The 15,237-nt window shown below is 68.2% G+C and carries 13 protein-coding genes; 4 read left to right on the forward strand and 9 right to left on the reverse strand.

Annotated features, from left to right (window positions below; translation table 11 throughout):
- From CK500_RS00005 to CK500_RS00020, 4 genes are all read right to left on the reverse strand, one after another.
- On the reverse strand, positions 1-243 hold a 243-nt coding region (locus CK500_RS00005; RefSeq protein ID WP_269843945.1), incomplete at its 3' end, for an isocitrate/isopropylmalate family dehydrogenase.
- Between the two features lie 154 nt (positions 244-397).
- On the reverse strand, positions 398-1,825 hold the full coding sequence (gene tcuA, locus CK500_RS00010; protein ID WP_095635220.1) for an FAD-dependent tricarballylate dehydrogenase TcuA: 1,428 nt from the start codon (positions 1,823-1,825) through the stop codon (positions 398-400).
- Between the two features lie 159 nt (positions 1,826-1,984).
- A complete protein-coding gene (locus CK500_RS00015) occupies positions 1,985-2,998 on the reverse strand; it encodes an NAD(P)-dependent oxidoreductase (protein ID WP_095635221.1) in 1,014 nt (337 codons plus the stop codon).
- A complete protein-coding gene (locus CK500_RS00020; protein ID WP_095635222.1) occupies positions 2,995-3,432 on the reverse strand; it encodes a universal stress protein in 438 nt (145 codons plus the stop codon). The genes CK500_RS00015 and CK500_RS00020 overlap by 4 nt, the downstream gene beginning before the upstream one ends.
- A gap of 136 nt (positions 3,433-3,568) precedes the next feature.
- On the opposite strand from CK500_RS00020, the gene CK500_RS00025 reads away from it, so the two are divergent.
- Positions 3,569-5,098 (forward strand): SLC13 family permease, encoded by a 1,530-nt coding sequence (locus CK500_RS00025; RefSeq protein WP_095635223.1) that lies wholly within the window; start codon positions 3,569-3,571, stop codon positions 5,096-5,098.
- Positions 5,099-5,538: 440 nt separating this feature from the next.
- Here CK500_RS00025 and CK500_RS00030 read toward each other — a convergent pair whose 3' ends face one another.
- The 4 genes from CK500_RS00030 to CK500_RS00045 all read right to left on the reverse strand — a co-directional run bounded on the left by CK500_RS00030 (position 5,539) and on the right by CK500_RS00045 (position 9,921).
- Positions 5,539-7,029, reverse strand: a complete 1,491-nt coding sequence (locus CK500_RS00030; protein ID WP_095635224.1) for a tripartite tricarboxylate transporter permease — start codon at positions 7,027-7,029, stop codon at positions 5,539-5,541.
- On the reverse strand, positions 7,030-7,647 hold the full coding sequence (locus CK500_RS00035) for a tripartite tricarboxylate transporter TctB family protein (RefSeq protein WP_095635225.1): 618 nt from the start codon (positions 7,645-7,647) through the stop codon (positions 7,030-7,032).
- Positions 7,648-7,743: 96 nt separating this feature from the next.
- Positions 7,744-8,748, reverse strand: a complete 1,005-nt coding sequence (locus CK500_RS00040) for a Bug family tripartite tricarboxylate transporter substrate binding protein (protein ID WP_233138624.1) — start codon at positions 8,746-8,748, stop codon at positions 7,744-7,746.
- A 195-nt stretch (positions 8,749-8,943) separates the two neighbouring features.
- The gene (locus CK500_RS00045) at positions 8,944-9,921 is read right to left on the reverse strand and encodes an aminopeptidase (RefSeq protein ID WP_095635226.1); all 978 of its coding nucleotides are present in this window, start codon (positions 9,919-9,921) and stop codon (positions 8,944-8,946) included.
- Positions 9,922-10,239: 318 nt separating this feature from the next.
- Between CK500_RS00045 and CK500_RS00050 the strand changes: the two genes are divergently transcribed.
- Entirely contained in the window at positions 10,240-11,214 is a 975-nt protein-coding gene (locus CK500_RS00050; RefSeq protein ID WP_095635227.1) for an aminopeptidase, read from the forward strand.
- Between the two features lie 127 nt (positions 11,215-11,341).
- Here CK500_RS00050 and CK500_RS00055 read toward each other — a convergent pair whose 3' ends face one another.
- The gene (locus CK500_RS00055) at positions 11,342-12,448 is read right to left on the reverse strand and encodes a zinc-dependent alcohol dehydrogenase (RefSeq protein WP_095635228.1); all 1,107 of its coding nucleotides are present in this window, start codon (positions 12,446-12,448) and stop codon (positions 11,342-11,344) included.
- Between the two features lie 157 nt (positions 12,449-12,605).
- Here CK500_RS00055 and tcuA (CK500_RS00060) point away from each other — a divergent pair, with 157 nt between their 5' ends.
- Positions 12,606-14,015 carry an FAD-dependent tricarballylate dehydrogenase TcuA gene (gene tcuA / locus CK500_RS00060; RefSeq protein ID WP_095635229.1) on the forward strand — a complete coding sequence of 470 codons (1,410 nt, stop codon included), beginning with the start codon at positions 12,606-12,608 and terminating at the stop codon, positions 14,013-14,015.
- Positions 14,012-15,157 carry a 2-methylaconitate cis-trans isomerase PrpF family protein gene (locus CK500_RS00065; protein ID WP_095635230.1) on the forward strand — a complete coding sequence of 382 codons (1,146 nt, stop codon included), beginning with the start codon at positions 14,012-14,014 and terminating at the stop codon, positions 15,155-15,157. Before tcuA (CK500_RS00060) ends, CK500_RS00065 begins: the two co-directional genes overlap by 4 nt.
- Positions 15,158-15,237: the final 80 nt, after the last annotated feature.

Here is a 15,237-nt window from a genome sequence, read left to right on the forward strand (position 1 = left end):
CTCGCCGTACTTGTCGCGGGCGCTCTCGCCCGCGTAGACGCGCATCCACGCGATCGACCGGCCCGTGGCCTCGGCGGCCGCGTCCAGTACCTTCTGGGCGGCCGGTCCCACGTCCGACCCGATCCCGTCGCCGTAAATGATCGGGATAATCGGGTTCTCCGGCACCGTCAGCTCTCCCGTCTCCTCGTCCGCCAGCTCGATCGCCTCGCCGTCCGCAGGGACGTCGACCTTCTCGTAGCTCATGAACGTTCGGTGGGTCGCTTCGGGCCGATAAAAATCTGCCCGTTCGGGGTTCGACGAGCCCGCTTCCGGTCGCCCGATCCGCCGTCTCCGTCGATCGAGCGTCTCCTCCGATTCGTCGAGCTCGTCGCTCTCGTGGGAGAGCCCGTCGACGCGATCAGTCGTCGGCCGATTGGGGCGGTGCCTCCGAGACGTACTCGGCCGCGGTGTCCGCAGAGACGCGGCCGTAGACCGCCGCGTTCGTCAGCCCGGACCCGCCGGGGTAGTTGTCGTAGAACAGTCCGCCCGTGACGTTGCCGGCCGCGAACAGGCCGGGGATGACGCTGTCGGTGGTGTCCAGCACCTCGCCGTCCGGCGTGATCGCGACCCCGCCGAAGGCGAACGTCATGCCGCCGGTGACCGGATAGCCGGTGAACGGCGGCTCGTCGAGGGGAAGCGCCCAGTTCGACTTGGGCGGCTCGACGCCGGTCGCCGCGTTCCCGTCTAAGGCGTCCGGGTCGTAGGTCGACGCGGCGTCGTCGGCGCACGCGTCGTTGTACGCCTCGACGGTCTCGACCGCCCGTTCCGGGTTCTCGATGTCGAGCCGCCGCACCAGCGCCTCGATCGAGTCCGCGGTGATCGCGCGGGAGGGCCCCATGTGCGCCACGTCGTCGACGACCTTCGAGTCGACGACGATGAACGCCTCGTGGTACGGCTGTTCGAAGATCCGGCGACCAAACTTCGCGTACGTGTGCGCCCGCGAGTCCTCGCCCTCGTCGACGAACCGCTCGCCGTCGTGGTTGAGGATGAGCCCGTACTGATACCCGTCGATCCGGGTGATTCCCCCCTCGACGTCGGGCGAGCCGGCGTCGATGATCGCCATGTGGGCGTCGCCCCACTCGCCGTCGGACTTCGCGCCGGCGTCCATCGCGGAGTCGATCACCTCGCCGGTGTTGTACCGGCTCCCGCGGACCTTCATGTTCCCGTAGCCGGGGCCGAAGTACCGCGTCCGCTTCTCCTTGCTGGAGCCGTAATCGCCGGCGGCGAGGACGACGGCGTCGGCCTCGAACCGAACCCGGCGCCCGTCGACGAACCCGGACACCCCGGAGACGGAGCCGTCGTCGGCCCTGATCACGTCCTGTACCATCGCGTCGTACCGCACCTCCCCGCCGAGCGACTCGTAGTGCTCGACCAGGTCGTCGATCATCGTTTCGCCGTCGAGCCAGACGCGCCCCGCCGTGTATCCGGGATGGGGCGCCTGATACTCCCAGTCGAGGCCCATCTCGGTGAGCCACTCGAAGGTGTCCGCGGCCTCCTCGGTGACCGTGCGGGCCAACTCGTTGTCGGCCCGGTAGTTCGTCGTCTTCATCAGGTCCGAGTAGAAGTCCGCGGCGGTGTAGTCCTCGACGTTGAACTCGACGTCGAGGTCGATGTCCGCCGTCGGGATCCGGAACGATTCGGTGAAGCGCGTGTGACCGCCTCGATGCGCTTCCGGAGACTTCTCGAGAACGATCACGGACTGGTCGCGTTCCGCGAGACGGATCCCCGCGGCGAGCCCGGCGATCCCGCAGCCGACGACGACCGCGTCGTACTGTTCGGTAGACATGGATCTCTGTGACCGTCTCCGACTGGACCGCGAACCGCCGAAACGATTCCGCCGAACATGTGAAGGGATATTTATACCGGACGGTGGCGTCCCGATCGGTCGGCGGGGGGTGCGGCGGGATCCGGCGGGGGGGTGCGGCGGGATCCGGCGCGTAGAGCGTCAGTTCTCCTCGGGGTCGGCGGCCGCGTCGGAGCGCGTTCCCTTGCGCGGGTCGATCGCGACGAACCGCTCCGGGAGGGTGTCGCCGTCGAGGAACGCGAACGCACACTCCACGAGCGTCTCGATGATCGCCGAGCGCGCTCGGACCGACGACGCCGCGATGTGCGGCGTCGTCACGACGTTCTCGAAGTCGTGCAGCGGGGAGTCGGCCGGCAGCGGCTCGGTCTCGAACACGTCGAGGCCGGCACCGCCGATCGTCCCGGCCGCGAGCGCGTCGACGAGCGCCCCGGTGTCGACGATCGGTCCGCGGGCCGTGTTCACCAGCACGGCGTCGTCGTCCATCGCCGCGAGGGCCCGTTCGTCTATCATCCCCCGCGTCTCGGGAGTGTGCTCGGCGGTGACCACCACGGCATCGGGCTCCGAGAGCACGGTCTCGAAGTCGGTGAGCGTCGCGCCGGTGACCTGCGTGTCGATGTCGTGGACGTACGGGTCGTGGGCGTACACGTCGACGTTGAACCCGTCGAGAAGCCCCGCGAGCCGGGACCCGACGTTGCCGAAGCCCACGATGCCGACGGACGTGCCGGCGACCGCGCTGGCGTTCGGCACCTCGTCGCGCCACTTCCCGGCCTCCAGCGCGCGCTGACCGATCAGGACGTTCCGCTTGACCGCCAGCAGCAGCGTCAGCGCGTGCTCGGCGACCGAGAGCGCGTTCATCCCCGGGGTGTACACGACCGTCACGCCCTCGTCCGCGGCGGCGTCGAGGTCGATCGTGTCGATCCCCGTCCCGATCTTCGCCACCAGCCGCAGCGAGTCGGCGTTCTCGAGCACCCGTCGCGTGACCGGGAGCCGGGACGTGGTAAAGAGGATCTCGACGCCGTCGAGCGCCTCGATCAGCGCCTCCTCGGTCGGCTCGACGCCGACTTCGAGCGCGAGGACATCGCCGACCTCGCGCTCGAGCACGTCTCGCGGCTTCACGTCCTGATCGACGAGCGCTCGCGGCGCTCCGCCGGTCATTTCTCGTCCGGCCGAACGTGGGTGACGACCGGACACTCCGCGTTCAACAGCACGTCCTGAGTGACGCTGCCGAACAGTGCTTTGCCGACCGCGGACCGACGGCGACCGCCGACGCAGATGTAGCTGGCGTCCTGCTCGTTCGCGTACCGGACGAGCTCGTCGCCGGCGTCGCCGACGAGGCCGACGGCCTCGAAGTCGTCGGTCGTGCGGCTCGCGACCTCGTCGGCCGTCTCCTCGGCGAACGCCCGAACGTCGTCGACGGGGACGGTCTTGCCCGTGTCGCTGAGGCTGTCCTGTTCGAGATCGCGGAACGCGGACTGGCTCAGCACGTGGACGACGTGGAGGTCCTCACCGAACGCGTCGGCGTGTTTCCGTCCCTCGATCACGGCGTTGCTCTCCCGGTCGAGCCGTTCGACTCCAGCGACGATTGTCATGGTTGCCAATCCATGCGTGACGAGCACCCTTATAGTTTTCAGTGGATCCCGGCCGCCGCCGGGCTCACGTGTTGCTCACCGTCGAGTTTGCTTGCTCCGTCGCGTTTTTGAGGTGTACCCGCGTTGGTTGGGAGACATGCCTGCCTCCAAGGGCGGATCGCGCGCGTCCATCGCCGGTTTGTCGCTCCCGAGCTTCGCCGTCGCGGGGATCTGGGTCTCGATCGCCGTGCTCGTTGGCGGCGCCCTCGCGCCGCCGCTCGGCGGTCTCGAGCGAGAGATGCAGCTCGTGCTCGCCGTCTTCCTCTTCGCGCTCGTGTTGTGGCTGACCGAAGCCGTCCCCTACGTGGTGTCGAGCACGGCCGCGTCGGTCCTGCTGTTCGCTCTCGACCTCGTCCCGACGTTCGGTGACGCGGTCAGCGGGTTCGCCTCGACGCTCGTGTTCTTCCTGCTGCTGCTGTTGCTCCTCGGCGGGGCGATCTCCGAGGTCGGACTGGGGAAGGTCGTCGCCGGGCGGATGCTCTCGACCCGGAGCACACCGCGGACGAGCGTTCGCTCGCTCGCGGCCCACATGTTCGGGCTCTCGCTTTTGATGCCGTCGGCGGTCGCTCGGACCGTGACGTTCATCCCCGTCGTCAACCGGATGACGGACGCGTACGGGCTTCCGGACGACGGGACGTTCCGCAAGGCCTGCTTCATCGTGCTCGGCCACATCAACCCGATCGGGTCGATGATGCTGATGACCGGCGGGGGGATGGCGATCATCACCTCACAGCTGATCAACGAGTCCGTCCGGACGGTCACCTGGGTCCAGTGGGCCGTGTACATGATCCCGCCGATGATCCTCCTGTTCTGGCTGTCGACGGTCAGCGCGCTCGTCGTGTACGGCGTCGACGACGACCTGACGCTCGAGTCGAACGGCTCCGACGGGGACGCCGGAAACGGGGAGCACGCGGAACGCGACGGCGATGACGCGCTCAACGCGACCGGAGGCGATGACGCGCTCGACGCGAACGGGATCGGCGATCGGAGCGGCGGCGGAGTCACGCTGACGCGGGATCAGCGGATCGTCAGCGTCGTCATGCTCGGCGCGGTGGTGGCGTGGATCGCCGGCTCCTTCGTCGGGCTTCCGACCATCGTCCCGGCGGCCGCGGCGGTCGCGGTCCTCTCGGTCCCGGGCGTGGGCATCGTCGACCGGGACCTGATCGCCGACGTCAGCTGGGGCATCCTCTTCCTCATCGGCGCGATGTTCTCCATCCTCGACGCGATGGAGACGACCGGAACGCTCGATTACGTCGTCGAGACGCTCATCGAGGTTGTCCCGTTCGCGGCGATGGCGCCCTGGCTGGTGATCGGGACCCTCCTCGCGCTCGCCGTCTTCATCCGCTCGTGGTTCTCGACGGCGTCGGCCGCGATCGTGGTCGCCCTGCCGATCATCATGGAGTTCGCGACCGTCCTCGGCCTCAACCGGCTCTACCTGGCGCTGTCGGTGCTGATCGCCGTCGGCTCGACGACCTTCTTCCCGTTCAACACGACCTCGGTGCTGCTCTCGTACGACAAGGGACCGCTGGGGCTCCGGGAGGTGCTCGTCTTCGGGCTCGTGACGATGGTCCACGGCGTCGTCGTGATCGCGCTGTCGTGGCTCTTCTACTGGCCGCTCGTCGTGTGACGTTCGCCTCGGGGCGGCACCGTAGGCGGCCCTCCCTCCGGTCGGATCGGTAGACGGACCGAGACCCCGGAGCCCATCGCGTTCTCGCGTGGGTTCGAGACCGTCGGGTCAGCGGTGGCTCCGAGCGGACACCAGAGCGATCGGCGAACGCGACTGGAAGAACGACTCGGACGGGACACGAACGGGGTGCACACTGCGGTCGTCGACAGCGTCGACACGCCGATCCCCTGACGGATGGCACAGACGGACCGTCGGGATCGGCGGCGGAACGCTCCCCCGCACGCCGTCCGGAACCGCCACGATCCGGGCGAGCGGATCGCGAGAGCCGGTCGAGAAGCGCGTCTGATAACGGAGAAGGGTGTGACGAAGAACCGCGTCCAGACCGGAGAAGGGCGGTGACGAAGAGGTGCGGCGGAACGCGAAACGCGCCCGAACCGCGGCTAGCCGAGCCGCCGTTCGAGCGCGGGCTTGACGTACGGTCCGAGGAGGATCACGAGGATCCCCGCCGTGATGAGCAGCGACAGCGGCTTGGTCACGAAGATGTCGTAGGAGCCGCCGGATATCTGCAGCGACCGCATGAGGTTCTCCTCGGCGATCGGCCCCAGAACGACCCCGAGCACGAACGCGATGATCGAGTAGTTCTTCCGGACCATGATGTACCCGAGGAACCCGAGGACGAGGACGGTGATCACGTCGACCCAGTTGGACCGGAGGGTGTAGCCGCCGACCATCGATAACACGAGGATCAGCGGGATGATGACGTGGGTGTCGACCTGGGTGAGCTTCGCCAGGCGCGTCACGACGAGCACGCCGATCAGGACGATGAAGATGTTACCGACCAGCAGCGCGATCAGGAACGCGTACGTGATGTGGAGGTCGGCCTCGAACAGCTGCGGACCGGGGCGCAGCCCGTGCATCAGCAGGCCGCCGAGCAGCACGGCGGTCGAGCCGCTGCCGGGGATCCCGAACGAGATGGTCGGGATCAGCGACCCGCCGATGGTGCCGTTGTTCGACGCCTCGCTGGAGATGACGCCGAGGGGCTCGCCGTTGCCGAACAGGCCGGGGTTGTCGGAGCTCCGCATCGCCTCGCCGTACGCGAGGAAGTTCGAGACGGTCGCGCCGGCGCCCGGAATCGCGCCGATGAACATCCCGATGTAGCCGGATTTGATGATTTGCCACGGGTGCGAGAGCGTCTCGCGAACGCCGGAGAGCGTGTTTCCGGACAGGTCGATCTCGGCGTCGGCGATCCCGCCCTCCTGGCCGGCGAGCTTCAGCATTTCCGCGACCGCGAACATCCCGATGAGCGCCGCGATGAAGTCGATCCCGTCGTAGAGCCCGAGGCTCCCGAAGGTGTACCGGAGCTCCGGGGAGTTCGGAGCGATGCCGACGGTCGTGATCAGCAGGCCGGCCGCGCCGGCGACGAGCCCCTTGACCATGGACCCCTCGGCGACGATGGTGATCATCGAGAGCCCGAGGATGGCCATCAGGAAGTACTCTGGCGAGCCGAACAGCAGCACGACCTCGATCAGGATCGGCGAGATGAGAAGCAGCGTGAGCACCGAGAGGAACCCGGCGGTCGCGGACGCGGTCGCGGACATCGAGAGCGCGTCGACCGCGCGGCCCTGTTTCGCCATCGGATACCCGTCGAACGTCGTCGCGGCCGCTCCGCCCGTCCCCGGGACGTTCACGAGGATGGCGGAGATGCTGCCGCCGTACATCGCGCCGCTGTACATGCTGACGAGGAGGATGATCGCGTTGATCGGCCCCAGCGGAAGCGTCAGGGGCAAAACGATCGCCATCCCGAGGGAAGAGCCGATCCCCGGGAGCGCGCCGCCGATCATGCCGAGCGTCAGCCCAATCACTACCCAGATCGGCGTGGGCCAGCTGAAGACGATCGAGAGCGCCTCCGAGAAGGCGGCGAGCGCCGCCATCTAGAACACCCCGCTCGTGACGAGCAGTTGACCGCGGTCGAGCGGGACGCCGAGCACCGACATGAATCCGTACGCGATCGCGAACCCGACGACGGCGAGCACCGCCGTGAGGTACCGGGGGAGCTTGAACCAGTAGCCGTACACGGCGACGAAGATCGGCGTCGCCCAGAGGATGCCGATCGCGAAGCCGAGCGCGGCGTATCCGGTCGCGATGAGGCCGGTGAACACCGAGTCGTGGATCGGGCGTCCGACGGTGGACAGCTCGTTCCGGTCCGCGTCGGGCTCCGTCGCGCCGGATTCCGTCGCGTCGTCTCCCGACTGTTGGCGCCCTTCGACCTCCTGTTGCCGCTTCTCGAACTCCTCGTCGGCCTCGAAGACGCCCGCCGACTCCTCCACGGCGGCGCGGAGCGGCCCCGGGAGGTACTTCGAGAAGAACAGCAGGAGCGCACCGACGAACACGACCGATCCCGTCAGCCGCGGGAACCGCGCGGCTGAGCTGATGTCGAACCGGAACGTTTCGGCGAGCGCGAGACCGGATCCGAGAATGAGGACGATCAGGAGGAACCGCTCCTGATCGAACCGCTCGGACAGTCGTCGGTACAGCGATTTACTTGACATGCTTGCGTGGTACTGGAGCGTGGGTGATATTAATACACATGGTCTCGACTGGTGGTGTGGCGGACGACAACTCCGCGGCGGGAAAGCGAGGGAGGTCTACTCGTCCGCGGCCTCGCGGACCGCTTCGAGGTCGACCTGTTCGGGGATCTGTTCGAACGCGTCGGCGACCGCCTGGGACGCGCTCTCGGGCCCGCCGTACTCGACGACGTTGCCGGTCTCTTCGGACCAGCTCTGCACCTCGTCCGCCTGAAGGGCGGCTTCGAGGGCCTCGGTCAGCACCTGGATCTGGTCCTCGGAGGTCCCCTCCGGAGCGAAGATGCCGCGAACGAGCTGCCCGAGGAAGTCGATGTTGTCGTATCCGAGTTCCGTGGTGCTCGGAACGTCCGGGAAGACCTCAGACCCCTGGCTCGACAGACACGCGATCACGTCGAGGCGGTCGTCCTCGACCGCGCCGGCGGCGCCGGTGTCGGTGGCGATCGCGGCCGGCACCTCGTCGGAGATGGTCGCCTGTACCGCCGGGCCGGTCCCGTCGTAGCCGACGTACCGGTCCCACTGGAAGTCGTAGCTGTCGTTCCCCTGCATCAGGAGGGCGAGCACGTGGTCGACGCCCCCGCGCTCCTTGCCCGAGAAGATCTCCAGTTCACCGTCGGCGTACCGGCTCAGCAAGTCGTCGAAGTCCTCGATCTCGTAGCTGGGGTTGGCGACGACGACGAACGGCGTCCGGGCGTACGTCCCGACGCCCTCGAGTTCGGTCATGTCGTACTCCGGCGGGTTGACCATGGCCGAGACCGGGGTCGACGGCGGGTTGAACCCCCCGATCGTGTAGCCGTCGGGGTCGGCGTTGTACAGCTGGCCGGTGCCGCGGAGCGACGCCGCGCCGGGGACGTTCTCGATCGCGATGTTGGTCCCGAGCTCGTCCGCCATGTGGCTGATGAACTGGCGCGCGTACGTGTCGGTCCCGCCGCCCTCCGAGAAGGGGATGATGTACGTGATGTCCCCGTCGGGGTACTCGCCGTCGCCCCCACCGGAACAGCCCGCGAGGCCGGTCATCGCCGCTGCGGACGCGGCGCCGGCGTACTTGACGTAGTCTCGACGTGACACAGACGATCGATCGTGATTGTCTCCCATACAACCGATATGAACGTCGGACCCCTATTTGAATCTTCCGGTACACGAGGCCCGTGGGAAATCGAGTTTATTTACGAACTCGTCGTGAGGGGGCTAGAATATCCCACATCGAGGATTAAAAGCCGCGTATCGTCGGAGAAGTGCGTTTCTTACAAAAACACGGGAGAATCAGAAGAACGTGAACTCCCCGTCCTCGACGACGACCTCGCCGTCGAGCTCGAGCGTCGGCTCGGCCATCATCGCGTCGAAGTGAACCGGCGCGCGGGTGGTGCCGCCGAGGTTGCTGCTCGTTCCGATCCCGAAGTGGACGTTGCCGTAGCGGCCGTGATCGTTCGAGAACCAGCCGTTGAACTCGGGGCACTCGGGGTTCATGCCGACCGCGAGCTGGGCGATGTTGTAGACCGCCGGATCGTCGTGTTCCGCCCAGACGCGCTCGATCTTCTTCGCCTCCTTGCCTCCCTCGACGGAGGTGACCGCGCCGTCCTCGATCTCCATCCGGACCGGCTCCTCCAGGACGCCGATGTCGAGGTTCGGGATCGCGCCGTCGAAGACGACGGTCCCGTCGGTCGTTCCCTCGACCGGGGAGATGTTCGCCTCGATGTGCACCAGCGCCGTGAACTCGCCGGGTTCGTCCGCGATCCCCGGGTGCGCGTTGCCGTCGCGCCCCTCGAGGCCGACAGTCACGTCGGTCCCCTGCGGGGAGGTGACGCGCGCCTCGCTCGCCTCGGAGAACTTCCGCGCCATCTCCTCGCAGTGGGGGCGCATCCCCTCGTAGTCGGCGTACAGCCCGCCGCGGACGAGCTGTTCGTCGGTGAACTTCACCATGCTGATGACGCGCGCGCCGTTCGCCTTCGCCTCGGCGGTCGCGCTGGAGTGCGTGATCGACCGGTGGACCGGCGTGATGATCACGTCGGCCTCCATCATCGCCGCCGCGACCGTGTCCTCGGGCTCGTTGCCGTCGTACTCGCGCGGCTCCATCATCGTCATCGTCACGTTGGCGTCGCGCTCGTTGGCCGCCGCGGCGACGCGCTCCGCCACGTCCGCGACCTGCCAGTCGGTCACGACCAACACGTCCTCGCCGGCCTCGATCGCGGCGCAGGTGTCGACGACGATACTCGCACCTTTCATCTCTTGGATTGAGTCCATACACGGAGAACGGACAGCCGGTTACAAATACGTTCCTGAAACGGTCGAATTCGATCGTGTAGGTTACGAGGTCCCGTCCGCCGGTCGGGGGTCGCCGACCGCAGAACGACATCGGCGCCCGCACCGGGCTCGACCTCTCGCGCTCCACGACTGAACGAGCCTCACCGAGCCTGCGGTGCAGACGGTCCGGCGACCGTATAGCAACAACTGATTGAAACGGGAAATCAGTTTAATTCTTCATATTAAATCATTGGAGACTGTCGGCGGGATCCTTCACCGGTGTGTTTATTATATCCGAACGAATCTGGTAAATCGTTCATGTTAGACGTCGAAATGGCGGCGGCAGCACGGGGTATCGTCGAGGACTGTCTCGACGTCCAGCCCGGCGAGGAGGTCCTCGTCATCGCGGACGCGAGGAAGGAGCGAGTCGCGCGGAGCATCGCGCGCGCCGCGTCGGGCGCGGGCGCCGAAGCGATCACGACGACCATGCCGCTGTTAGAGAGCCACGGCAACGAGCCGCCGGAGACGGTGGCCGAAGCGATGGCCGCCGCGGACGTGGCGTTCACCTGTACGAGCCACGCGATCACGCACACGCGGTCGCGGCTGGCGGCCGCGGAGGCCGGCACGCGGTTCGGCATCCTCCGAAGCGTCACCGAGGACATGATGGTCGAGGGCGCGATGAGCGTCGACTTCGAGGAGCTCCGCCGACGGACCGAGGCGGTCCGCGACGTGCTCGACGCGGCCACCGAGGCCCACGTCACGAGCGACAAGGGGACGGACGTCTCCTTCAGCCTGGAGGGCTGCTCGGCGTTCTCGCTGGACGGCTACTACCACGAGAACTACGGCTTCGCGACGCTCCCGCCGGGAGAGTCGCCGACCCACCCGGCGGAGGGGACCGCGAACGGCGAGATCGTGATCGACGTCTCGATGGACAACCTCGGGCAGGTCGACGAGCCGATCACCCTCCACGTCGAGGACGGCTTCGTCACCGACGTCACCGGCGGCGAGGACGCCGACGAGCTCCGTCGCATCATCGACGAGAACGACGAGAACGCCGGGAACATCGCGGAGTTCGCGATCGGCACCAACCCCGAGGCGAAGCTCATCGGCAACCTCGCGGAGGACAAGAAGAAGGCGGGGACCGTCCACTTCGCGGTCGGCGACAACGAGTCGCTCGGGGGCACGCTCAAAAGCGACATCCACCTCGACGGGGTCGTCCGGACGCCGACCGTCCGGCTCGACGGCGAGGTCGTCGTCGACGACGGCGAGCTCGTCGAATCGCTGTTCGACTGACCGACGCGGTCGGACGCCGCGGCGTCCGCGTTTTTCGGGGCCGAGAGCAGGGAGAGCGTTCGTCGCGCGCCGACGGCGTCTGGCGCCGGCGACCTCAGTCGAGAACGTCAGTCGGGAATCGAGAACGTCAGTCGAGGACGATCTGCGCGGGGCCGAGCGCGTCGTGTGCGCCCTTGTCGAGCGTGACGTCGACGACGGTTCCGAACGAGTCGAGGCCGTCGAACTCGTGGGTGACGTACTCGCCGATGGGGACCGCGCCGCTCGCGACGAGCTCGCCCGCGAGCGTCCCCGTGTCGGTCCCCGGGCCGAGGTCGGCGACCCCCTTCCGCGGGTTCTCCCAGCGGACGGCCTTCGATCTGGCTGATCGGGGGGTCATCTCGACGTCGCCGGAGATGTGACCGACCTGCAGCACCGTCCCGCCCCGGCGGGCCGCCCGGAACGCCTGTGCCAGGGGGTCGTCCCCCTCGGTCGCGTGCGTCTGATCGCCGCCGACCGCCTCGATGACCACGTCGGCCCCGAGGCCGCCGGTGGCCTCGCGGACCGCGTCGACCGGGTCGGTCTCGGTCGCGTCGATCGGGACCGCGCCGTTGGCCGCCGCGATCTCCAGCGGGCGGTCGCGGACGTCCGCGGCGTACACCGTCGCGGCCCCGAACCGCTCCGCGAGCAGGGCGCACTGGAACCCCATGACGCCGGCGCCGACGACGAGCACGTCGTCGCCGGGGTCGATCTCGGCGTCCGCCACGCACAGCACGGAGCTCGCGAGGGGCTGGAGCGCGGCCCCCTCCGCGTCCGAGACGCCCTCGGGGACCGGCCGGAGGGGCTCGGTAGGGAGCCGGACGGACTCCGCGAGCGCGCCCGGCCGGTCGTACCCGATCGCCTCGGTGTCCGGACAGTAGTTCTCGTAGCCGGACCGGCAGTACGGGCACTCCCCGCAGTGGATCTTGCCGGGCGCGTACACGCGGTCGCCGACCTCGTAACCCTCGACGCCCGGACCGCACTCGGCGACGACTCCGCAGAACTCGTGGCCGAACAGCCTCGCGCCGGGCTCCTCGTCCCGGATCCGCCGTCTCACAGCGTCGTAGTGCGCGACCGACTCGCCGCGGTAGAGCAGGCACTCGGTCACGCTCAGCTGGACCCGCGACACGTCGATCAGGACCTCTCCCGGACCGGGCTCCGGGCGGGGGACGTCGATCACGTCGAACGACTCGAACTCGTCTATGACGACTGCGTCCATACCGCCCACCTCGACGGCCGCACGAATATATCCTCTGGCGGGAACGGGGCGTTCCCCGACGACGGCGAATTCCCCCGACGGCGGCAGTGCATGCGGCTGACGACGACGGCGAAGGGACGAAACGTCTATGTCCGTTCATCATAGATAATCAGTGGAGATGCAAATCGTCACCGACCAGGATGTCGTCGTCGTAGGCTGTGGGATCGCCGGACTGAGCGCGGCCAACCGCGCGGTCGAGCAGGGGTTAGACGTCACCGTTCTGGAGAAGTCGCCGAAGGACAAGCGAGGGGGGCACACGCGGTACAGCGAGTCGTTCCGGGTCGCGTCGTCGGACTCTGACCTCGAGGAGTACGGCTACGAGTACAACATCGACGACTACACGCCCGACGACTTCTACGCGGACATCATGAAGCAGACGAACGGGCGGGCCGACGAGGACCTGGCCCGGACCATCGTCGACAACATCGGCCCCACGGTCGACTGGCTCACCGAGCGCGGCGTGAGCTGGGACATGGAGCCGCTCAACGTCGGGTACACGGTCGCGCGGACGTTCTTCGACGGCGAGGAGCTCGTCGCGGACCTCGTGGAGGCCGCCGAGGAGCAGGGCGCGACGTTCGAGTACCGCACCGAGGCCCGCGAGATCCTGTTCGACGACGGGGCGGTGTCCGGGCTCCGCGCCCGCAACGACGACGGCGACGTCGAGTACCGCGCCGACGCCGTGGTCGTCGCCGCCGGCGGCTACGAGTCGAGCGAGGAGAAGCGGACCCGGTACTACGGCTCCGACTACGACGCGATGAAGGTCCGCGGCAGCCGGTACAACACCGGCGAGGGGATCGAGATGGTCCTCGACGCGGGCGCCCGCGCGGACGGGCAGTGGGGCGGGGCCCACATGGCGCTCATCGACAGCGAGTCGCCCGACTACGAGGGCGGCGCGAACCGTGTCGACGGGTACCAGTACGGCGTGCTGTTGAACAACGACGGCGAGCGCTTCTTCGACGAGGGCGAGGACGCCCGCGCCCACACGTACGCCAAGCTCGGCCGGATCATCTTCGAGGAGCCCGGTCACGAGGCGTTCATCGTCATCGACGACCCCCTGAAAGAGCACATGCGCGCGACCGGACCGGGCGGCTGGGTGACCGGCGACACGGTCGAGGAGGTGCTCTCCGAGCTCGGCTGCGAGGAGCCCGAGGAGGGGGCCGCGACCGTGGACGCGTTCAACGCGGCGACGGACCCCGGGGAGTTCGACCCCGACTCGCTCGACGGGAACCACACGGACGGACTCGATCTCGAGAAGTCCAACTGGGCGCTGCCGCTCGACGAGCCGCCGTACCACGGGTACCGCGTCACCGGCGGGATCACGTTCGGCTTCGGCGGCGCGGCGACGGACGACCGCGCCCGCGCGCTCGACACGATCGGCCGTCCGATCCCCGGGCTGTACGTCGCGGGCAACACCACCGGCGGGCTGTTCTTCGACAACTACCCGGGCGGGACCGGTCTCGCCAACGGGGCCGTGTTCGGGAAGATCGCCGCCGAAGAGACGGCCGAGTACATCGAGGGAGCAGAATGAGCGGCGAACGAGTCGGCGACCAGCGCGCGATCGAGTGTTCCATCGTCCGCGGCGGCACGAGCAAGGGCGTGTTCATCCCCCGAGAGAACCTGCCGACGGAGGACCAGGACGAGGCGATCCTCTCGCTGTTCGGCAGCCCCGACGACAGACAGATCGACGGGCTCGGCGGCGCGACGTCGACGACGTCGAAGCTGATGGTCGTCTCCGAGAGCGACCGCGAGGGGATCGAGATCGACTACACGTTCGGACAGGTGGCCGTCGAGGACGCGGTCGTCGACTACGGCGGCAACTGCGGGAACCTCACCTGCGCGATCGGGTCGTTCGCCGTCGACGAGGGGATGGTCCCGGTCGATCCGGACGACGACACGGTGACGGTGGAGCTGTACAACACGAACACCGGCGCGGAGATCACCCAGACCGTGCCGCTGTGCGACGGCCGCGCGGCGAGCGTCGGCGACTTCAAGATCCACGGCGTCCCCGGCACCGGCGCGAAGATCGACACGACGTTCCACGACCCGGCCGGCGCGATGACCGACGGGCTGTTCCCGCTCGGCGGCCCGACGATCGAGATCGACGTCGACGGGGAGACGATCGAGACGACCGTGCTCGACGTGACGACGCCGATCGCCTTCGTCCGCGCGGCGGACATCGGGCTCACGGCCACCGAGGGTCGCGCGGAGATCGACGGCGACGCGGACCTCCTCGAACGGCTCGAACGGATTCGGGGGACGGTGGCCGTCGAACTCGGCTTCGTCGACGACCCCGACGAGGCCTCGATCGAGACGCCCGGCTACCCGAAGCTCGTCTTCGTGGCGCCGCCGACGGACTACACGACGCCGGAGGGAGGCGACGTCTCGGCCGAGGAGATCGACCTGACGGCGAGGTACATGAGCATGGGGAAGCTCCATCCGGTGTACGCCGTCACCGGCGTCTCCTGTACCGCGGCGGCCGCGCAGATCCCCGGAACGATCCCCAACGAGGTCGCCTCGGACCCCGGTTCGACGGTCACGCTCGGGCATCCGAAGGGCACGATGGCCGCGACCGCCGAGGTCGATCGGTCGGTCCCCGCGGTCGAGTCGGTGACCGTCTACCGGACGCAGCGTCGCCTGATGGAAGGGACCGGCTACTACCGGCCGGAGTGAGGGCGTTCGCCTCACGGCTCACCTGACGACGCGCGGTTGGGGACCGGATCGACCGCGGTCCGAGTTCGATCGACTCGATC

It is taken from the genome of Halorubrum salipaludis (assembly GCF_002286985.1).
In the GTDB taxonomy this organism is placed as follows: domain Archaea; phylum Halobacteriota; class Halobacteria; order Halobacteriales; family Haloferacaceae; genus Halorubrum; species Halorubrum salipaludis.